Source organism: Colwellia psychrerythraea, from assembly GCF_000764225.1.
GTDB classification, from domain to species: Bacteria; Pseudomonadota; Gammaproteobacteria; order Enterobacterales; family Alteromonadaceae; genus Colwellia; species Colwellia psychrerythraea_D.
The window spans coordinates 43,067-65,708 of the sequence record NZ_JQED01000005.1; the positions used below are offsets into that span (position 1 = coordinate 43,067).

16 protein-coding genes are annotated in these 22,642 nt (G+C 38.8%); 6 read left to right on the top strand and 10 right to left on the bottom strand.

Going from position 1 to position 22,642, the window contains the following annotated elements:
- Positions 1–24 precede the first annotated feature (24 nt).
- From hpf to mgtE, 5 genes are all read left to right on the top strand, one after another.
- Positions 25–312, top strand: coding sequence for a ribosome hibernation-promoting factor, HPF/YfiA family (gene hpf, locus ND2E_RS18885; protein ID WP_033092272.1), 288 nt, complete (start codon positions 25–27; stop codon positions 310–312).
- A gap of 100 nt (positions 313–412) precedes the next feature.
- On the top strand, positions 413–865 hold the full coding sequence (gene ptsN, locus ND2E_RS18880; RefSeq protein WP_033092685.1) for a PTS IIA-like nitrogen regulatory protein PtsN: 453 nt from the start codon (positions 413–415) through the stop codon (positions 863–865).
- Between the two features lie 39 nt (positions 866–904).
- Positions 905–1,759: an RNase adapter RapZ gene (gene rapZ / locus ND2E_RS18875; RefSeq protein ID WP_033092273.1), complete on the top strand. Its 855-nt coding sequence runs from the start codon at positions 905–907 to the stop codon at positions 1,757–1,759.
- Positions 1,760–1,774: 15 nt separating this feature from the next.
- Positions 1,775–2,050, top strand: coding sequence for an HPr family phosphocarrier protein (locus ND2E_RS18870; protein ID WP_033092274.1), 276 nt, complete (start codon positions 1,775–1,777; stop codon positions 2,048–2,050).
- A gap of 204 nt (positions 2,051–2,254) precedes the next feature.
- A complete protein-coding gene (gene mgtE / locus ND2E_RS18865) occupies positions 2,255–3,613 on the top strand; it encodes a magnesium transporter (RefSeq protein WP_033092275.1) in 1,359 nt (452 codons plus the stop codon).
- Between the two features lie 118 nt (positions 3,614–3,731).
- On the opposite strand, the gene pmbA is transcribed toward mgtE, so the two are convergent.
- Entirely contained in the window at positions 3,732–5,093 is a 1,362-nt protein-coding gene (gene pmbA / locus ND2E_RS18860) for a metalloprotease PmbA (RefSeq protein WP_223303514.1), read from the bottom strand.
- Positions 5,094–5,438: 345 nt separating this feature from the next.
- Here pmbA and yjgA point away from each other — a divergent pair, with 345 nt between their 5' ends.
- Entirely contained in the window at positions 5,439–6,008 is a 570-nt protein-coding gene (yjgA, locus tag ND2E_RS18855) for a ribosome biogenesis factor YjgA (protein WP_223303515.1), read from the top strand.
- A gap of 89 nt (positions 6,009–6,097) precedes the next feature.
- Here the strand turns inward: yjgA and tldD are convergent, their stop codons facing one another.
- The 9 genes from tldD to ND2E_RS18810 all read right to left on the bottom strand — a co-directional run bounded on the left by tldD (position 6,098) and on the right by ND2E_RS18810 (position 22,478).
- Positions 6,098–7,543 (bottom strand): metalloprotease TldD, encoded by a 1,446-nt coding sequence (gene tldD, locus ND2E_RS18850; RefSeq protein ID WP_033092276.1) that lies wholly within the window; start codon positions 7,541–7,543, stop codon positions 6,098–6,100.
- A 51-nt stretch (positions 7,544–7,594) separates the two neighbouring features.
- Positions 7,595–8,416 carry a carbon-nitrogen hydrolase family protein gene (locus tag ND2E_RS18845; protein WP_033092277.1) on the bottom strand — a complete coding sequence of 274 codons (822 nt, stop codon included), beginning with the start codon at positions 8,414–8,416 and terminating at the stop codon, positions 7,595–7,597.
- A complete protein-coding gene (locus ND2E_RS18840; protein ID WP_033092278.1) occupies positions 8,409–12,353 on the bottom strand; it encodes a YhdP family protein in 3,945 nt (1,314 codons plus the stop codon). Before ND2E_RS18840 ends, ND2E_RS18845 begins: the two co-directional genes overlap by 8 nt.
- Positions 12,354–12,704: 351 nt before the next feature.
- On the bottom strand, positions 12,705–14,162 hold the full coding sequence (gene rng, locus ND2E_RS18835) for a ribonuclease G (protein WP_033092279.1): 1,458 nt from the start codon (positions 14,160–14,162) through the stop codon (positions 12,705–12,707).
- Between the two features lie 22 nt (positions 14,163–14,184).
- Entirely contained in the window at positions 14,185–14,814 is a 630-nt protein-coding gene (locus ND2E_RS18830) for a Maf family protein (protein ID WP_052056204.1), read from the bottom strand.
- 45 nt (positions 14,815–14,859) lie between these two features.
- Positions 14,860–15,339, bottom strand: coding sequence for a rod shape-determining protein MreD (mreD, locus tag ND2E_RS18825; protein ID WP_033092280.1), 480 nt, complete (start codon positions 15,337–15,339; stop codon positions 14,860–14,862).
- Positions 15,339–16,214 (bottom strand): rod shape-determining protein MreC, encoded by an 876-nt coding sequence (mreC, locus tag ND2E_RS18820; protein WP_033092281.1) that lies wholly within the window; start codon positions 16,212–16,214, stop codon positions 15,339–15,341. The genes mreD and mreC overlap by 1 nt, the downstream gene beginning before the upstream one ends.
- Before the next feature lie 218 nt (positions 16,215–16,432).
- Entirely contained in the window at positions 16,433–17,476 is a 1,044-nt protein-coding gene (locus tag ND2E_RS18815; RefSeq protein WP_033092282.1) for a rod shape-determining protein, read from the bottom strand.
- Positions 17,477–17,783: 307 nt separating this feature from the next.
- Entirely contained in the window at positions 17,784–22,478 is a 4,695-nt protein-coding gene (locus tag ND2E_RS18810; RefSeq protein ID WP_033092283.1) for a DUF6701 domain-containing protein, read from the bottom strand.
- Positions 22,479–22,642: the final 164 nt, after the last annotated feature.

Sequence of the window (22,642 nt, forward strand, 5' to 3'; positions counted from 1 at the left end):
AACTACAATAAAAGGATCATGTTTATGCAAATTAATCTTTCAGGACACCATGTTGAAGTGACCAGTTCACTACGTGAATATGTCGATACAAAGTTTTCAAAATTAACACGACATTTTGAGCATATTAATAATGTTCATGTAGTACTTACCGTAGAAAAGTTAAACCAAAAAGCTGAAGCTAATGTTCATATGAATGGCAGTGAAGTATTTGCTTCTGCAGTAAACGCCGATATGTATGCTTCTATTGATACTTTAGTTGATAAACTCGATAGACAGATCCTTAAATATAAAGGCAAAGTATCTCAGCATTAAACTGGGTTAGATCGCTTTAAAGTAATTAAAGCATGTTAGAGCAGGCGTCCTAAGCTAAATGACTTAGCCTATGTGGCGCCTACAAACCATTTACACGATTATGCAATTATCCGAAATATTAACCACAAGCTGTACTAGTTGTGATGTAGCTGTTACCAGTAAAAAACGTATCCTAGAAAGAATTTGTCAACTCGCTGCGATTCAAATATCAGATATTGAGCCAGATGAACTACTAGAGAGTTTGCTCAATAGAGAAAAAATGGGCAGCACAGGCATAGGTAACGGCATTGCTATCCCTCATGGTCGACTGCCCAATACAAGTAAAGCTGTTGCTGTATTAATAACAACAGAGAAAGCTATCGATTTTGATGCCATAGATAACAGAGACGTAGATATTTTTATTGCCTTATTCGTTCCCGAAAATAGCTGCCAAGAACATTTAGATACATTACAAAATATTGCCAAGTTATTTAGTGATAAAAAGATGATCAAGCAAGTTCGAAAATGCAATGATAATCAGGTACTTTATAATTTGATTCAGCAAGCTGGCTAACAATAGAAAAGTCGACAAAAAGTATTTGGAATAATATAAATGAAATTAATCATTGTCAGTGGTCGTTCAGGCTCGGGTAAATCAGTTGCATTAAGAGTTTTAGAAGATCTTGGCTATTATTGTGTAGATAACATCCCTATCAACCTCCTGCCCGCATTAACCCATACGGTTATCAATGATTATGAAAACGTAGCGGTAAGTCTTGATGTTCGTAATTTACCAAACGACCCGCAAGATATTCCAGAAATCATTGCTTACTTGCCAAAAGCGGTAGATGTTAATACATTATTTTTAGATGCCGATGATAATGATCTGATCAGAAGGTTCAGCGAGACACGCCGTTTACATCCTCTTATTAGAGAAAATATGCCACTTGATCAGGCTATTGCTCTAGAAAAGTCACTATTAGAGCCGATATCAACTCAAGCTGATTTATATATTAATACCAGCCAACTTAGCCCGCACCAGTTAGCTGATTTAGTCAGAGAACGTATTTTAGGCAAGAAAACTGGCGCTATGGTCTTAGTGTTTGAATCCTTTGGCTTTAAACACGGTATTCCCGTCGATGCTGATTATGTTTTTGACGCTAGATTCCTACCTAACCCTTTTTGGGAAAAGTCACTAAAAGGTCAAACCGGTGTTGATCAAGAGGTTAAAGATTTTCTTGCCAGCCAAGCGATTGTCACTAAATTCATTTGGCAAATAAATAGCTTTATGATGACCTGGTTACCCCATTTAGAGCGGAATAATCGTAGTTATGTAACGATTGCTATTGGCTGTACCGGTGGTAAGCATAGATCTGTTTATATCGCCGAAATGTTAGCAAAAAATTTCCGTAAAGACCGCGATGATATACAGACTCACCATAGAGACATTGATGTGAAATCAACCTAAGAAGCGAGCAGCCCTTTGAATGTTATCTCTCAACAAGTAACCATTTGCAATAAATTAGGTTTACATGCACGTGCCGCGACAAAATTAGCACAGTTAAGCCAAAAATTTTCTGCAAAAATAACCCTTGAATTAGCCGGAAAAGAAGCTGATGCAAGCAGTATTATGGCGCTAATGTTATTAGCCGGCGGTCAAGGTAAAATAGTCAATATCACTGCGCAGGGTGACGATGCACAACTAGCACTTGCTGAAATTTGCCAACTGATTTCTGATAAATTTGATGAAGCTGAATAACAGACCCTATATAAAAACTCCTCTCATAAGATAAAAAAGCTGATAAAACCACTAAGTTACGATAAACTTAAGCCGACTTTCAGCTGCTTTCCAAAGAAAGCTGTTTTATTTTCATCTTAAGCAACCCTCCGTTTCGCGACGTTCTCAGCGATACACTCTTTAGAGGGTTTTCTGTCTACTATTCATTACAGAAGCAGAGTCGCTATGCCAGAAGCATCAGAACAAGAGTATAACCAACAAAGATTACAACAAGTCAACGAAGCGCTTGGCAGTGGTATGTTCGTTTACGTGCGAAAACTACTACAACATATGCCAGCTTATGATTTAGCCCTGATATTAGAATCTTCCACTCCAAAAAGCCGTCCTGTTTTATGGCAACTTATTGATCCAGATTTTCATGGAGAGGTGCTTGAAGAGTTAAATGAAGAAGTCCGTAAGGGAATTCTTAAAAGCATGCGGCCTGAAAAGCTCGCAGCTGTCGCCGAAGGCATGGACATTGATGATTTAGCCGAAGTTTTCCGTACGCTACCTGACAGTATTTATAATGAAGTACTGAACTCAATGGACTCACAAGACCGTAGCCGAGTCGAAACGGCATTATCTTATGAAGAAGATACTGCCGGTGGTATGATGAATACTGATACCATCACCTTACGTCCTGAGGTGACTGTTGATGTGGTATTACGATATCTACGCCTTAAGGGAGACCTCCCTGATGCAACCGATTCATTCTATGTTGTTGATCGTAATAATAACTTTATTGGTGCAGTCTCTCTAGCTTCCATAGTGACGGCTAAAGCAGAGATCATCGTATCAACCTTGATTAATGCTGAAGTTGAAGCAGTTCAAGCAGATATGGATGAGCAAGATGTTGCACAACTTTTTGAACGCCACGATTGGTTTTCTGCTCCCGTTGTTGATGAAGAAGGTCACTTACTCGGCCGTATAACCATTGATGATGTTATCGATATTATACGTGAAGATGCAGAGCATTCCATGATGAGTATGGCGGGTTTAGATGATGAGGCAGATACCTTCGCGCCTGTCATTAAAAGTACTAAACAGCGTTCGTTATGGCTTGGCGTTAACCTTATCACCGCCTTGATGGCCGTTGCCGTGACCAGCATGTTTGAGGGCGTTTTTCAACAGTTAGCCATTTTAGCTGTGTTAAATTCACTGGTACCTAGCATGGGCGGTGTTGCCGGAAACCAAACCTTAACACTAGTTATCCGTGGTATGGCGTTAGGTCATGTAGGTGACAGTAACGCTCGAGCTTTGCTCACTAAAGAAGTAGCCATTGGTTTTTTAAATGGTATTATTTGGGCAGCATTAATTGCTAGCGTAGTCGCTATTTGGAAGCAGGATTTAATGCTTGGTGGTGTGATTGCATTTGCTATGTTAATGAATATGACTGCGGCAGGGCTTGCTGGTGTAAGCATCCCTTTATTACTAAAGCGCCTCAATATCGATCCAGCTTTGGCAGGTAGCGTTATTATTACCACAGTAACTGATGTCGTCGGTATTTTTGCCTTTTTAGGCACTGCGACCCTTCTGCTTACCTAGTTATAATCATCTACTTTCAAAAACAAAAAAGCGTTACCAATGCTCAAATTGATAACGCTTTTCTTGTAGTAAACTTAGCCGTAAACTGAGTGATAATTTACTTAATCAGTCTTATTTTCTAATGTCCAGCAACTTGCATCTCATCAATTAAAATGGAGCCTGTACGGATACTGCAACGCATATCCACATCAGATCCAACGGCTACAATGCCTTTGAACATCTCAGCTAGATTGCCAGCGATAGTTATCTCGCTTACCGGGTAAGCAATTTCACCATTTTCTACCCAAAACCCTGCCGCGCCACGAGAGTAATCTCCATTAACAACATTTACTCCTTGGCCCATTAACTCAGTCACTAATAGACCGGTTCCTAAGGCTTTTAACATAGCATCGAAACTGCCATCATGTCCTTGAGCATCAACTAACCAATTATGAATGCCGCCAGCGTGGCCGGTCGTTGTCAATCCCAGTTTACGAGCAGAATAACTCGTCAATAAGTACGTTTGTAGAGCACCTTCTTTAATAATCTCACGGTCTTGGGTAAGTACACCTTCACTATCAAAAGCGCTGCTAGCTAGACCTTTGGCAATGTGTGGCCTCTCACTTATGTTTAGAAATTTAGGAAAAATATCATTGCCAATGGCATCAAGTAAGAAAGAGGATTTTCGATATAAATTTCCACCGCTAATCGCCGCAATAAAGTGTCCCCAAACCGTATTGGCAATATCTGCTCTAAATAACACAGGGACTTTGCCTGTTGGTATTGTTTGTGGTTTTAAGCGAGATAAGACTTCTTGAGAAGCTTGAAGGCCAATCTTTTGAGCACTTTCAAGTGAAGAGAATTCACGATTTACCGTATAAGCGTAGTCGCGTTCCATATCATCACCGTCATTGGCAATCATCACACAACTTAAGCTGTGTCGAGTACTCGGATAACCGACTAACTGTCCATGACTATTGCCATAGACCTTAAAGCCCGAGAAGGTATCAAAGCTGGCACCATCTGAATTACTGACACGTGGGTCAACGGACAAAGCGCTTTCTTCGCATTCTTTAGCAAGTTCAATTGCCGCTTCAGTGCCTATTTCATGAGGATGATATAAATCTAAATCAACCGGCTGCATTGCTAACAATGACTTATCAGCTAAACCTGAACAGTCGTCTACCGAAGTATATTTGGCAATATTTATCGCTGCTGTCACCGCTTTACGCAAAGCTTGCTCTGACAAATCTGCCGTAGAAGCACTGCCTTTTCGGCCTTCACGATAAACAGTAATACCTAAACCACCATCATTAGTAAATTCAACGTTTTCCACTTCCCCCATGCGTGTACTGACACTTAACCCTTGCTGGCGACTCATAGCAACTTCAGCACCATCGGCGCCAAGTGATTTAGCTAACTCAAGAACGGTAGCTACACGCTCTTTGACATCACTAAGCTGTTTAGTCATTGGATCATGAGATTTAGAGGTTTGGGTCATATTGGTTCTACTTTCTCTTTCTTTTTAAGGAGTAACAAGGTTAAAACAGCGACTTAGAATATTTATAGCAATCAGATTAATTAATTGACCAACTTAGAGCTACACTAGCGAGCTTAGAATAAACAAAATGGCTTAAACATAGTTAATCTATATTCTAATTCACTTTGTGATGTTACCAGCTTGCTAATAAACTCCCAATGAGCGTCTTTAAAAGGCTTATATTCGGCGTTATTGAATTTAATAAGGGAATAACCCTTCTCTTCAATCAATGCCTTACCTCTAAGCCTTTTAATTCTCGCTAAGTGATCAATAAATTAGTCCGATTGGTATTCATTTAGTGATATAATGAGCGCAATTATTATTTATTTTAACATAGTATTAGACATTATTATGCCTCAGTCAGCCAACGATATCGACGAATCATCACAAGAATTAGAAGAAGAGTTAAAAAGTAAAACCGAAATAAAGCGTGAAATGCATCAATTACAAGATTTCGCACAGAGTTTAATCGAAATGTCTAAGCATCAACGCAGTCGCTTGCCGTTAACTGAAGACTTGAAGGATGCGATGATTTTGGCTGATAAAATCACTAATAAGCATGAAGCATTACGCCGTCACATTCGTCATACCGCAAAAATACTGTTAGAAACAGATCTTGCACCAATTCATCACGCAATTGAAGTAATGGCAAATAAACATCAACAAGAAACTGCGAAATTTGTTCGTTTAGAAACGGTGAGAGATGAATTAATTGAACAAGGAAAAGAAGCAGTTGAAGCCTTGATCAGTGAGTTTCCTCAAATCGAAAGACAAAAAATCAAGCAATTGATCCGTCTAGCTGCAAAAGAGAAAAAAGCTGAAAAACTGGGTAAGCATTATAAAAACCTATTTACTTACCTAAAAGAGAATACCTAAAAGAAGACAAAGACTTAATAATTGAGAGTATCGAAATATCACCAAGCACTATGAATACATGTGCTTGGTGACTTAGTAACTTTAGCTAATTATTGAGTACCGCCAATAGTCATTTCATCAACCTTAAGTGTAGGCTGACCAACACCAACAGGTATACTTTGGCCATCTTTACCACAAACACCAACACCAGCATCGAATTTTAGATCATTACCCACCATGCTAATTCGCTTCATCGCTTCAGGACCGTTACCTATCAAAGTAGCACCTTTGACTGGTGACGTTATTTCACCATTTTCGATTAAGTATGCCTCTGAGCTGGTAAATACAAATTTACCCGAGGTAATATCTACTTGACCGCCAGCAAAGTTTGGTGCGTAAATGCCTTTTTTAACGGATTTAATAATATCCTCAGGGCTAGACTCTCCTGCCAACATATAGGTATTGGTCATTCGCGGCATTGGTAAGTGAGCATAAGATTCTCGTCTACCATTACCGGTTGGATGTACCCCCATCAAACCTGCATTATGCTTATCTTGCATATAGCCTTTTAAAATTCCCTTTTCAATTAGTACATTATACTGCCCAGGCGTGCCTTCATCATCTATAGAAATTGAACCACGACGATCAACCAAGGTGCCATCATCAACAATAGTACAAAGTTCAGAAGTAACCTGCTGGCCAACTTTTCCTGAAAATGCTGAAGAGCCTTTACGGTTAAAATCACCTTCTAAACCATGTCCTACTGCTTCATGCAGTAATACACCAGGCCAACCTGCCCCTAATACAACAGGGAAAGTACCTGCTGGTGATTCGATAGCAACCAGGTTAACTAAAGCCTGTCTAACCGACTCTTCAGCATAAGAAAGATAACGAGCTTTGTTATCTCCAGGGGCTACTTCAAAGAAATAACTGTAATCAGTTCGTGCACCGCCACCAGCACTTGCACGCTCACGTTTGCCATTTTCTTCAACTAAAACGGAGCAATTTAGCCTAACTAGGGGACGAACATCGGTACCATAAGTGCCATCACTAGCGCTAACTAAAATAGTTTCATAAACCCCAGACAAGCTCGCTATCACTTGAGTAACACGACTATCAATTTGACGAGCATGTGCTTCAACTTGATGCAGTAAATCAATTTTTTGCTCTTGCGTTAAACTGCCAAGTGGCTCAATTGACTGGTAAATTTGAATGGGTGATTGACGACTAAACGCTTTAACGGTTGCCCCCGTACCGATATCAGCAATACCTTTTGCCGCATCAGCCGCTTTTTGCAGTGCTTCTGGGGTAATATCATCAGAATAGGCGAAGCCAGTTTTTTCACCTGAAATAGCTCTTACGCCAACGCCACGCTCAATATTATATGAACCTTCTTTAACAATACCGTCTTCTAGAACCCAAGTCTCATGCTGACTGGCTTGAAAATACAAATCTGCATAGTCAACTTGTCGCCCCATCATACTATTTAAGGTTTTTGATAACACTTCATCATCAATATGACTATCACTTAATAAGGATTTTTCAACACTATTCATTAGATCTTAGCTCTACTTCTATATTCTTTAATTATAATCAAATTGCTGCAATTATCTATTAAGCGGCGAATTCAAAGGCATGTTTTGACGTATACGTGTTATTTCTTTTTTTTGGTATTCTACACTAATATAACCTTCACCTACTTCAATACTATTTTCAATTTCTCCCCAAGGATTAATGATCATAGAGTGACCCCAAGTTTCACGACCATTCTCATGAACACCTTCCTGTCCTGCAGCGACAATATAAACTTGATTTTCAATAGCCCTTGCCTGCAGTAATGTTTGCCAATGTGCTTTGCCCGTTACTTTGGTAAAAGCGCTTGGAATTGTAATAATGTCAGCACCGGCAATCGATAATTGTTGAAATAAATTAGGGAATCGTAAATCAAAGCACACTGATAACCCAATATTAGCGAAGTCGGTATTGACCACACTTATTTCTTTACCTGGTTGAGTATAACGTGATTCGCAATAGCTCTTGGTGTTATCACTGACATTAACATCAAATAAGTGAATTTTATCATATTGCCCGATCAACTCACCATCAGGATTGAAAACGCAACTGCTATTAGTAAATTTTGTTGCACAAGGCGCTAAAAGAGGGATAGTGCCTGCAACTAAATAAACGTTAAATTTTTTGGCAAGCTCTCCAAGCGCTACACAAAGGTTATTGTCTTTAGCCGATGCCTTTGCCAAATCCAATTGTTCACTGTCTTTACTACCAAAATATAGACAACATTCAGGCAGTACGACTAAGTGTTGCGTCTCATCTTGGACTGCAGTAATTTTAGATAACTGCTCAGCAATCTTGGCTAGGTTAGTTTCAACATTAGCCGCTGAGGATAACTGTATTGCACTCAATTTAACCATCGGTTGCTTTATCCTTCTTAGAAGTAGGCTGGGGTTCAATAATTGATTCATCTTGCTTAGCATCTTCAGTGGGGACTGTGCCCTCTATGCTAATACTCTTACTTTTACGATCTATTTCTTTAAAGTCAGGGTTGTCTACCGTACCAGTTAATTCAAACTTAAATTCAGAAACCACTTGCGACTTAACAACTTGGTCAATAGCGACGCCGGCAAGAAATGTTACCGGATTTAGGGAGGTAGCTATCCACGCCAATACAGGTAGGCTTGAAGTTAGATTTGGTTTATAGGACATCTCATAGTCAAGCTCGCCACTGACTAAATTCGTATTGCCTGTCATAAACAAGTTACCAGCAGTGCCATTCATTTTAGTATTGTTTGTCGTTAATAACCCTTCCTCTAATTGATAGCTGCCTTTAATGCTACTATAAAACATACCATCGCTAAAAATATCACGAAAATCGAGTGTTAATTTACGTACTAAAGATTGTAAACTTAATACTGAGAAGATACGCGCAGAATCACTTACATCTGCTAAATAACCATCATCTAGTTGGCCTTCGACCGTACCATTTAGGTGGTTGAGCATAAAGTCATGTAAGCCACCTTCCCAATTAAGGTTTACATCGAATTTAGCGCCACTATCCTTAATGATCGAGTCATATCCAGTTGCTTTTAATTCTTTTTCGACATCTTCCAGCGATAGGTTGCCGACTAAAGTGGTTGTAGACTCATCTTCATTATGAAGCCAATTACCAGCAAGATTTAGCGTTGTTTTACCTCGTTTAGCAGTAAAATCTACAAACTCAATGGTTTGCTGATCAGTACGTTTAACCTCTACATCTACTTCCCCTAAGTTTACAGAGCCTAGAGCACAGCTATCACAATGAAATCTCAAAGGGGGTATTTCAGCAAAAATAAGATCATTTTCCGCTTTATCTGGCTGTTGGTTTATCTGATCAACTGTTGTCTGATGAGTTTCACTTTTTTGTGGGAGTGTTAAGAACTCTGCATTTATATCTAGTCCTTGCGCTAACCAGTCAGGATAAATTTTTATTTGACTGCGAGTTTCTTTCGCGTTGAATTGTAATAACCACCACTGTGACTTATCTAATAAGTTAAAAGAAATATTATTGAGCTCTTGACCTAACAAGCTCAGTTGACCAATTGAACCTCTAATTCTTTTTGGCTTAGCTAGTAATGGAATTGATTTTTCTTGTTCAGTGCTTGTTGAGGACTGTGGAATGCTATCAAGTATACTGCTAATTAATGGCTGCCATTTTGAAAAATCAGCATGTGCTAGTTGAGTGGTTATATGAAAGCCATCTCCGGGTAACGCCATAGAGCCTTCACCCAACATTAAGTTAGCACGAGTAAATGCAGTATTTTGATGTTCGAGCACTCCTGAAAAGTGCATTTTATCCCCATAATTAAGGACTATTTTAGACTGAGCTATATCACCATTAACTTCAACAGATAGAGCATTTTCTTGATTATTATTTCGCTGATAAGGTACAGGTAATAAAAGTTGAGTATTTTCTAGTTCAGAGGCAAAGCTAGCAGAATATGAAAAGCCGCCTTGGTGATGCTCATGTAGTGATAGTGAACCTTTCCAAGGTAATTCGCCTTGAGTATATCGACGTAAATCTTCAGGTACAAAAGACAACCATTCTGTCTCTTTCCATAACGCCACTAAGTCAATATCAGTATCATAGTAATCGGCTTTATCCCTGCCAGAGATATCAACTTTAATAGGTAACCCGTGCCAATTAAGCTGTAAATCTTTCGTGCTAATTTTATCGTTACTGAAACTAAACTGCCCTTGAACTTCACTAAAATCCATTCGCGGAGTTTGCAAAGCGACTTGGTTTTTATCAAAATTAATAATACCGCTCGCTAGTGCTTGGTCACTATCATTAAGCGGTAAATTCAAATGAAATTCACCGCTGACCTCACCAGCAATTTGTAACTGCTTTAATACACTACCAACACTATCTTTGAATGGGCTTTGATCCATCAAGTCACCAATAAAGCGTGCTTGAGTCGGCATTATTTCTGCATCAACCTCCAAAATTTGTCCATTCGCTAGATCAGCAATTCCAGCACTTACCCCTGTAACATCGAGGCCAGTTAATTTACCACCGCGTCCTGTTATTAACATTGAGTTATTAGTAAAATTCAAATTAGCGACAAAGTCAGTTATTGCTGGCCAGTCATCAACAAACTTAAACTCTGATTCACTCAGCTCAGCATCAACAACAAAAATACCGCTACCATCGGTAAAGGGGAAATGGCTAATTGGTCCATTAATTAACACTTGTGCATCTTCAACACGCCCTGAAACTACAGCAGCATTTAAGTAACTAACTAAGTTTTCACTCATTATTGGTAAAGGTAAATAACGGCCAACTAAGCCTGCATTACCATTGGAGACATTCGCTAATAACGCTAAATTGACCTCGCCTTCAATAGGCGCTTCCACTTTAACTTTCGCTGATAAATTAATTTCTTTTGATAAAAAATCTAATTCTTCGACCGTCAACGCCCAACCTCTGTCGTCAAAAATCGCATTTAACTGGCCTGAGAGTGTTTGGTAGGGAAACGCTTGTACGAATAACTTATCAAAATCTAGCTGACCTTGCTCAGCCTTAAAGTCCACTGATAAATAATTATCTGCATAACTAAGGTTCCCTGAAACATTTTCTAGGCCTGGAATGCCATGACTATAGCTATTATTAAATGTGGAAAACTCTGTCACTATTTGCAACGAGTTATTTTGATTTCGAATATAGAGATCTTCTATTTTTCCCGTTAACGTCATCTTAGAGAGTAATTCGCGAGTGTCTTGGTTCTCTATAAGCAACGGCGCTAATTGGGTCAGCATAGCAACATCAATTTCAGACAAGTTTAAAGAAAATTCATTCGCTGTTTTCGCTAACATAACGGTAAATTGTTGTGGAGTCTGATCATTAAGTCGTAATGCTAGCGGTGTACTATAAAGACGTAAGCTTCGTTCGCTCTTCCCTTTAACAAGTAATAATTGCCCTTGCTCTAAGGTTAATTGCTGTTTTTTGTCTTCAAGTTGCCACTGCACACTGCTATCGGAAAAGTTTATTTTTAAACGATTAATATCACTACTATCAACATGTAACCAAGCAGAAAAATTAATATCAGTTTTGGTTTTATCATCTTCAAGTACCAAGAAATCATCTAACCAAGGTGTAATATCAATTTGATTTGCTTGTAAATAGATTTGCCCTGTTAGCTCACTTGCTTCTTCACCCAGTACATCTAATTTCACTTGTAAGTTATTAGAACTTAGACCATTAAGCACGACACTACCTTCGGCCTGATGGCGTTCACCAGTGTTTAACCATCGCAACTGATTTAACCTTATACTCCTTGTTATTGCTGCATTCCGTACTGTTATTTGACTATCGCGGATAGAGAATCGCTTTATACGGTTTAAAAAAAGGTCACTAATAATGTCAATGTCATCTGCATCGTTATTCTTTTTCACTTGCCCGACAGTAGCTTTATCCTCTTTACTACTTAGCCATAGTTTTTCGGATAAATTAACTCTAGCTCCTGACAGAATAAGATCTTTTGAAATCAAACTCTGTTCAGTGAGTGTTCGCCAAAAATCAACTTGTATTTCAAGTTGCTCGATAAATACAGACGCTTTTTCGGTTTCAAGGACTTCAACATCTCCAATAACTAAAATAGGCCCTGACCTTTGCCAAGTCATACTTAACGTACCAATGACAATGTCTGTTTGCGATGTTTCGTTTAAATAGTTTTGCAGGGGAAGTTTATAATGATGGACATAAGGTAAAAACAAACGAAAAGCACTAATAACTACCGCTAACAGCACTAACAAAATAGCAACTGTTTTATATAGGCGGTTTAGCCAACGGTTTGAAGTACTTACAATGCTCATTAAAACTTAGCGTGTCCTATATTTATTATGCTGTTTTTGCCACAAAGGACATAATAATCTTTTTTGTAATATCTCACTTAGTGAAAATTACAAACCGTAGCGGTAGACATTGTTCGAAATAATGATTACCTAGCAGGGTATGCCCTGCAACGATGTAAACTCATCATCAAGACCAATAAAGAGTATGTAAAACTCTCACTTACTCTTTATTAACGCCCTTACAGCTCTTATAGGCAAGTTAATAACGAATCAAAATTAGCGAGAGATTGATAAACTCTCTTCATCATATTGTGATCGTTCTATGTCCGTTCATTTAACGCGAAGAAATACGGCAATTTTACAAGATGAGTATTACATCATAACAACGTCAAATTGTTCTTGATTATACATGGGTTCAGCTTGTACTTTAATTAACTTACCAATAAAAACTTCAACTTCAGCTAAGTTATGGTACTCATCATTTATCAGTGAATTACTCACTGCACTTGATGCATACACAGTGAACTTATCTGCGTCATGAGCACGATTTACTCGTACTATTTCTCTGAGTATTTCAAAACAAACTGTTTCGACTGTTTTAAGATGACCACGGCCAGTACATAACGGACATTCACCACACAATACATGTTCTAAGCTTTCACGGGTTCTTTGTCGTGTCATTTCAACCAAACCAAGGGCAGAAAACCCATGAAGACTGTACTTAACCTTATCTTTGCTCATGGCCATATCTAGGCTGTGTAAAACACGATGCTTATGATCGTCATTATGCATATCAATAAAGTCAACAATGATAATACCCCCAAGATTTCTCAACCTTAGTTGCCTCGCGATAACTTGTGTTGCTTCGATATTAGTACTAAATATGGTGTCAGCTAAGTTTCGATGACCGACAAAAGCCCCGGTATTGATATCAATAGTCGTCATGGCTTCAGTTTGATCAATAATTAAGTAGCCACCTGATTTTAGCTCTATTTTTCGATGTAAAGCGCGTTGAATTTCTCGCTCAACAGAAAACAAATCAAAAATAGGTAATTCGCCAGGATAGTATTCTAATAATGGTGTCAGCTCTGGAACAAACTCTTCAGTAAAAACGGTTAACTCTTGAAAAGTTAGATTAGAGTCAACACGAATCCGTTCAAGCTTAATCCCCACAAAATCTCTCAACACTCGAAAAGATAAAGAAAGATCTTGATATAGAGGTAAGTTTCGTTGTTTACGTTGTTTGCGGGCTAACACCTTATGCCATACTCGACGTAAAAATTCAGCATCATGCTGAAGATCTAACTCATCAGCACCTTCTCCCGCAGTACGAACAATAAAACCCTGTTGTTCATCACAATACGGGGTAACGATCTCTTTTAAACGATCTCGCTCTTTAGAATTTTCAATTCGCAACGATATACCCGCATGCTGAGAATTAGGCATGAGAACGAGATAACGTGACGCAATAGTAATATCGGTGGTTAAACGAGCTCCTTTAGAGCCAAGCGGGTCTTTAACCACTTGCACCATAATATGCTGACCTTCATGTACTAAAGAGCGAATATCAGGAACTTGGTCAGTTTCTTCTTTTAACATGAGTTTAGTATTAATGTCTGAAGCATGTAAAAAGGCTGCTTTTTCAAGGTTAATATCTACAAAAGCTGCTTGCATGCCCGGTAATACACGAATAATTTTACCTAAATAGATGTTACCAACAATGCCACGTTTTGCTTGTCGCTCTATATGTACTTCTTGCAGTGAGCCATTTTCGATCAAAGCAACACGTGTTTCGCTAGGAGTAACATTGATCAATAATTCAGCACTCATAAATATCCCTTATTTCAATAAATTATTTTGTCTGGATACTGCCAATAAAACCAGCATTAGCCAGTAATTGAGCGGTTTCATATAGTGGTAGACCAACAACAGCTGAATAACTACCGTTAATACTTTTAACAAATTGTCCAGCAATTCCCTGTATACCATAGCTTCCCGCTTTATCTTGGGGCTCACCTGTCAACCAATAGGCTGAAATTTCAGCTTTTGTTAAAGCCTTAAAAGTGACTTCAGTTGTAACGACTTGCCCCTTCATGCCCTCTTCACTCGCAAGCGCAATAGCCGTTAATACTTGATGCTGTCTGTTTGATAATAATGACAAGGTGTTAATACACTCTTCTAGATTATCTGGTTTTCCTAGAATTTTACCATCAAACACCACACTGGTATCTGAACCTAAGACATAACTATTTTCGCGCTCTGCTTTAGGTAATAAACTAAGTACATGCTGAGCTTTCTGCTCAGCTAATCTTAATACGTAGCCATAGGCAGTTTCAGCACTTTCTACAGTTTCATCGATATCACTTGCTTGAACAGAAAATTGATAACCCAGTTGCGCTAATAACTCTCTTCGCCTAGGGGATTGTGAGGCTAATATCAGCTTTGGCTTAGTCTTTGTTGAGTTAACTACTTTGTTAGTCATAAAATCACTTACTACTGTTATAGCTAGCCCTTAAAAAGTTTGGAATTAAGCAATACGAAAGTGGCGGCGAACACGGCGTAATAGTAAAAACACCCATGGCCACAGTACAATTGTCGTTATCACTGGGTATAGATAATTAGGCAAGAATACAACATCACTTAGAAAACGTTGCAACCAAAAAACAACTAAATGATATTGTGCTGACAGCACACCAATAATAAGCGCCTGTTGCCAAACAGAGAAATTTCTAATCTTTTGAAAATTAACGACAACAATATAAATAGATAAAGCCATAGCACAAGCATGAACACCCAGCACAGAGCCGAGTAAGACATCAAGAATAAAGCCCATAACCCATGCAGTTACTATATTCACTTTATTGGGTAATGCTAGACACCAATAGACCAATACAATCAATACCCAATCAGGACGAAAAGCATCTACACTCAATGGCATAGGGGTAATACTTGCCATTAATGCGATTAATAGTGTGAGTAAAATAATAAAGCCATTATTACTAAACATTATGATTTACCTACCGCGGCTTTACTGGAACTTATAGGAGGAACAGCGTTAACAGTTTCATCTTTAGAAAGCAGTAACATATAACGTAATCGATCAATCTGGGCCACTGGCTCACTATAAATAGTCGCAAACTCTCGTGACTCATCGGTACGTACTAACACGACACGAGAAACAGGATAACCCTCAGGGTATTTACCACCTAAACCTGAAGTGACCAATAAGTCCCCTTCTTGTACATCGGCGCTATGTGGAACAAAGTTATGGATAAGACGATCAATTTGACCACTGCCAGAAGCAATGAGCCTCAAACCATTTCGCTGGATACGGACAGGTATTGCATGGGAGATATCGCTGATCAAGAGCACTCGAGAACTGCTCACTCCCACATGTAATATTTGACCCACAATACCTTTTTCATCAAGGACAGGCTGGCCTTCATAGACCCCGTCAGTAGCGCCGCGATTAATCAATACTTGATGGGAATATGGGTCACTATCAACGGACAATATTTCGGCAAACATTTTTTTTATTTCACCGCGAACAGGTGAAGAAAGTAATGAACGCAATCGCGCATTTTCTTGACGCACTATATTTAGCTGCATCACTTGTTCATGAAAGAACAATTCATTTTCACGAAAGTTTTGATTTTCTTCCATCAGCTGCTGTCGAATCACTATATTCTCTGAAGCCCAAGTCAGCATTTGCTTTGGCGCATTAGCCATATACTGCAGCGGACTCACTAATGATTGTAAATAGCCTCGTGCCGTTTCAAAACTTGCCATTTTGTGGTCGAAAAAAATCAAGGCCACCGAACAGCAAAGCACCATGATAAGTCGGTGCGCTGGGGATGTGCCTTGATTAAAAATTGGGTTCATATAAGTTACAGGCTAGATGTGTATAGCTTAGTGTTTTAAAAGGTTATAGCTCAAAAAATATAGCACCATAACTCTCAAATAATGTATATCTAGTTTCAATCCATTCTTTATTCATAGGCATTTAGCTCAAGTACAAGGCAATAGCACGGAGTTGACGTTAGTCAATGAGTACTATTAACGCCGTAATTGAGCAAAATGGCACAGAAGAAAAATTGATTTTATTCATATGAGAACAGATCGCCACCATGCATATCAATCATCTCTAATGCTTTACCGCCACCACGAGCAACACAGGTTAATGGATCATCAGCAACAACAACCGGAATACCTGTTTCTTCCATTAATAAACGGTCAATGTCTTTTAATAAAGCGCCACCGCCAGTTAACACCATGCCGCGCTCAGAAATATCAGACGCTAGCTCTGGGGGTGATTGCTCTAATGCCACCATAATTGCACTGACAATGCCAGATAAAGGCTCTTGCAGTGCTTCTAAAATTTCATTGCTGTTTAAGGTAAAGCTACGTGGAACACCTTCAGCAAGATTACGACCACGAACTTCAATTTCAATTAACTCTTCACCTGGGTATGCAGAGCCAATTTCATGTTTAATGCGTTCGGCTGTGGCTTCACCAATTAAGCTACCAAAGTTACGACGCACATAGTTGATAATCGCTTCATCAAATTTGTCACCACCAATGCGTACAGAAGAAGAATAAACCACACCGTTCAATGAAATAATACCTACTTCAGTAGTACCGCCACCTATATCAACAACCATTGAACCAGTTGCTTCTGACACTGGCATACCAGCACCAATAGCGGCAGCCATTGGCTCATCAATTAAATAAACTTCGCGAGCACCTGCGCCCATCGCTGATTCACGAATAGCACGACGTTCAACTTGAGTAGAACCACAAGGAACACACACTAAAACTCTAGGGCTAGGACGTAAAAAGTTATTACTATGCACTTGTTTTATAAAGTGTTGTAACATTTTTTCAGTAACAAAAAAGTTAGCAATTACACCATCTTTCATCGGACGTATCGCTTCAATATTACCTGGGGTTCTACCTAACATAGCTTTTGCTGCAACACCTACTGCTGCAACACTTTTAGAACCACCAGCACGGTCTTGGCGAATAGCGACTACAGAAGGCTCGTTTAATACAATACCTTGGTCTTTTACATAAATAAGTGTATTGGCGGTACCTAAATCGATAGAAAGATCGTTAGAAAACATGCCGCGTATTTTTTTAAACATAAGCTCAAAATGTCCTGTGAAGTACTAATTAAGTAGACGCTGTCAATGTGCGAAAAGCAGATCGGATAATGATACCTTAGAATTTATCTAATGTGTTGCTTTTTTACAATAAAAAGTAAAGAAAAAGTACATAAATATAAGGTAGCCTCATTCTTGAAGAATTTGCTACTTAGAAGGGAAAACAGAGCGCTTTGTTCGAGGAAAAAGCGACAAAATATTTTGATTATCATCACACTTCTTCCTCGTTACTCTATTGAGGGTTTATATCATTTAAATAACTTTCAATTTGGGTATTAAGCCAATTCATTTAGCGAGAAATTTCACGCTGATAAATAATGCGATCATTACCACGGTAAATGCCAAAGGTTAATGTTGATGTTGGGTTGTTGGTGAAGCTACCATCATCATTCCAATCATACTGTAGCCAAGGCGACACTTGATATTCAAGTTCAAGTGAACCTATATTACCTGCTCCTGGTGCAGAAAATAGTAATGATTGATATAAACCACTAACAAATCTTTCATTTTCATCTGCGAAACTAGCAAGTGTATCAGCAGGGGTAAGAGTGTCATCACTAATATTATCAACTAAACGGTAATCCCATAACTTTAATCCCGCATCGCCAATAGCACCAGAAGGTTGCTCTTTATCACCAACAGTTGGTACAAGACAGCTTTCCTTATCATTAATAATGAAGCTACTACCATCAAAATGCTGAATAACCATGGTTACCGGCAACGGTGAGGTTTCAGGACCATAACTATTCTCAAGTAACCAACGTCCAAAACGTACTTCAACTGTATTATCAAAACCACTTGCCTCTAGTTGATAAAAATGAGGGTTTTCAAAATAATTAGTACTTCCACTTGATGGCTTAAAAGTGACATCGTCAGAATCTTTAAATTCGCTAAACGGTAATTCAAAATTTGCATTAAAAGGCGCAACTTCACTTGCTAAATTACGAATATAAACAAAGTGATGTTGTTCTGGCAGCTGATACGTTAGGACTCCACCACTCTCAGTATCCATCTCTCCAGTACCAGTGACATTCCCTAATAAAGGTAATCCCGCCGTTGAAGGCCCAGCAAAGGTTATTTTATTCTTAGAGGTAAGTGTCTCATTATCGACATTAAGTAATTTAGCAAAATCACCAATATAGTTAACTGTTTTTACTCCATCGGTATTTTTTGCGGTAATAGTCAAAACTGGTTCAATCGAATATCTAATTGTGCCTTCGTTATCTGTAAGTTGCCCTGTGTACACCCAATCAAGCATATTACATGTGAGAGGATGATTATTATCATGATTTGCAGTGAGACTACCTTGATTGCCGTCTTCAATGGTTTGTACAAAGTGATCAGGAATAAAACGTCCAACATTGGTGACTTTACCTAATATATCTCCCGCACCGAGGTAATCGTTATTGGCTAATGTGCTTTTTAGCTCAATGATACCTACTTCTCCAAAGCTATACTTGTTATCAAGTGAACTAGTACCAGCATTAAAACTGTTACTTTCAATAATATTTAACACAGGGTTATTTCCTAGATTAGGGAGTAACAAGTCATTATTAATACTGATCTCTGCACCAGAAAAGTTTTCAGATTTAAGGGTGTTTTGGTTAAAAACAGCAAAATTATCTGGTATACCGTCAGGCACTCCAGCATCACCCGTTACATCTTGTCCGCTTACCCACTGCATAGCAGTAGCCGTTAAAGTAAAAGATTCTCCTGCTTTTTTAAACCAACTACCATCTGCGTCTTGAGCTAAGGCATTGCTACTATTACTATCATTAGAGAAGTCTAATTTAATACCGAAAGGACGCTCTACAAAGGCGTTTGAACTCACACTAAAGTCTTTTATTAATTTATTACCATCTATGTCTTCCACTTCCACATCTTTTTGCGCGTTAATAATGAATTTTCCTGCATGAGGATAATTCAACGTAAAAATGGCCGTTGAGTCTGTACTAAAATGTAAATCCCGTGCCGTAGCCGTTTCTGTTAAGTTATAACTGTTACCATTATTACCCAGCGCTAAGAAATCTTTACAATCACCGCCAGCACAGCTATAAGATAAATTCACCGCAACATCGGTATCATCTGGGAAAGTTCCGATACATGCTCCTGTCGTAGTATTAGTTTCTACTGCCCGAAGCGACAGCGTCGTCGCATTAAACCCCTCATCAGAGGGCTTCCCTGAAATTTGCATAGGTATGTCACTGATAATAAAACCACTATCTTTAAAATCAACAATACACGGTTTGCTATTACTATCCTTACATTCATATTCTTGATCTAAGCTTAACGCTGCATTACCTACAGTAGTATAAGAATAACTTGTTGAGGTGCCATTATTCCCTGATACGGTAACGGTTTTATTTTCCACACCATTAATCGATAATTTAACATCAACAGCATCTGGATTAATGGTACTGCATGATGCATCAGTACAGGCCTTGATGATAATCTCATCTGCTTCACAGGTTATCCCTTGTGCATTCAGTGTATTGATTTCAAAGTGATCAATAAAACTATCACAGGGATGAGTTTCACGATAAACCTCATCAATTTCAGCTGCGGATAATGCTGAATCATACATTCTTACTTCATCAATTGCGCCAGTAAATCTATTGGCCGTCTCTCCAGAATCGGTTTCTCCACCAATAGAGGCAATACCCGTATCGATTCCCCAAGTGTCTGTATATGTATTACTTAGCCCAATTTGCCCGTCATTACTAACAACTGTTTGAGCAACACCGTTAACATAAATTTCTCGGGTTTTTGTGTCTAAGTTATGCACTGCAGTGACAAAGGTCCATGTGTCTGCAGCGATGACTGCTGATTGTGTATCAACAGAAATAGGGATAACATCTCGAGAATAAAAGCGCAGTTTACCACTACCAGGATCTCCCAAACTAAAGGCATACCCTTGCGTATTATTCTCATCATCAGCAAAAATTCTAGAGCCACTTTGCAAGTTACTTGGTCTTATCCAGGCGGTTATCGTGAAACTACCTTGTTGATTTTCAAAAGAGGTTGGTAACGCCACATAATCATTGTTCCCATCAAAAGTACCGTAACCACACGTTCCTGGGTTACCTACAATAGCTGGGAATGACTGAGCCGTATCAGCGCCGTTTTTCGATTGACCGTTAAAGTTTCCAGTCTCATCGATGACTTCTCCGACAGCGCCAGACCATGAATTTTCATCAAACTGCATATTAAGAATTGCAGCTGCTGGTGTTGGACAATCTCTTGGCGTTCCGTCATAGTTTAAACCCGCACTTTCATTATCAAATACCGTAAGTACTTGAGCTGCAGTCATAGCTTTATCAAAAATCAATAACTCATCAACTAACCCTTCAACTGCTTGGGAAGCATCAAAAGTACCACCCAAAGAGTCTTGTTCTTGCCCCAATATTAGGCTAGTTATATTAAGTGCACCCGTTGATAATATTGCGCTGCCCGTTTGCAATACACCATCACGATAAAATAAGTTCCTGCTACCTGAACGAGTCCAGACTAAATGGTGCCAAACATTTTCTGAAATACTCTCGGTCGCAATCGATCGAGTCCCACCTTTTATATGAGGGCTGAATACAGTGCTATTTGTAAACCAAAAAATTAATTCATTAAAGCTGGATATACTAGAGCCAGAAATAATACTTTGCGGACCTGTTTTTGGTGTTTGATACCATAAGGATATTGAAAAATTGCTAAGATTATTCATAGCTTCACTGTCTAAAGTAATGTAATCATTAATACCCGTAGCAGTTAGATCTGCAGCTTTACAAATAAAGCCCTCTGTGGGTGTTACATTTACCGCAGTAGCATGATAATCATTACCACTAATATCGATAATTGAGTCATCAGCATCCCAATTAAGTTCATCAAAGTGAAGATCTAATACCGGAGAAGGAAAAACTGGAATAGGGCAATCTCGAGTACTACCGTCATAACCCAAGCCTGCATTTTGGTTATCATAAATACTAGCTATTTCATCAGACGTTATAGCAGAATCAAAGATTAACAATTCATCGAGTAAACCATCAAATGCTTGGCTAGAAGAAAAACCTCCACCAACAGAGTCTTGTTCTTGCCCTAAAATTAGGCTTTGTATATTTAAAGGCAAGGTCGTCAGTGAAACACAACCTACTAATTGTTTATCTACAAATAAGCAATTTTGACTACCCTCTCGCGTCCAAACTATGTGTTGCCAATTATCATCTGCAATTGAGGGTGTGGTAATTACTCCGTTTTGGGTGCCTTTTAAATAAGGGCGAAAACTAGTGTGATTCGTAAACCACAGAATTAGCTCATTACTACTATTATTACCTGCACCTGAGAGAATACTCTGAGTGGAAGTTTTACTGGTTTGTGACCATAAAGAAATACTAAAGTCTGTTTTTCCAGTTAAAATATCTTTATCTAACACCGCATAATCACTTGTCCCTGTAGCACTTAGATCTATAGCATTACACACCTTGCCTTCTACTGGTTGACTATTTTTTGCCTGCCCATGAAAACCACCGATGCTATCTATGATCTCGTCAGGCGTATCATTATATTCTGTTTCATCAAAACGGTATTCCGCAATTAAACTAGAAACGACAATGCCATCTGGAACGGAAAAAATATCGCTAGCAGAGCCATTATCACAACCATTTTTTCGATGGGCATAAAATGAAATGTTATAGCTGCCTGCAATTGTGGGTGCTGTAATGTCAAAAGAATCTGTATGAATACCGGCGCTAGTTTCGTTATCTGTATCTACACAGATTGTAGATCCACTTGGAACTAGAACATAGGACGTGGATTTCCAATGGCTGTTATTGCCACCTCCTGAAGTAGTGACTTCAATAGCTACAGTAACTGTTTCGCCAGCAGCAACATTTGTCGTTGTACTTCCATTTAGCAATACGCTATTAATAACCCTAGCCGCTTGAGCAGGTAATGAAAGGCAATATAATAATATGGCAAATACCAAGGCACTTTTCACAACGAAGTTCCTTTCGATTTTATCTGACTAAACTGCATCCATTCGCTGTAATTCGAGGTATAACTAAAAAAATAATTCAGATGTTCAATACTGATAACGGTTAATTTATCTACTCGATTTTGAACAAAATTTACGTAAGGAAAAGTTACAGAAGGGAGACAAAT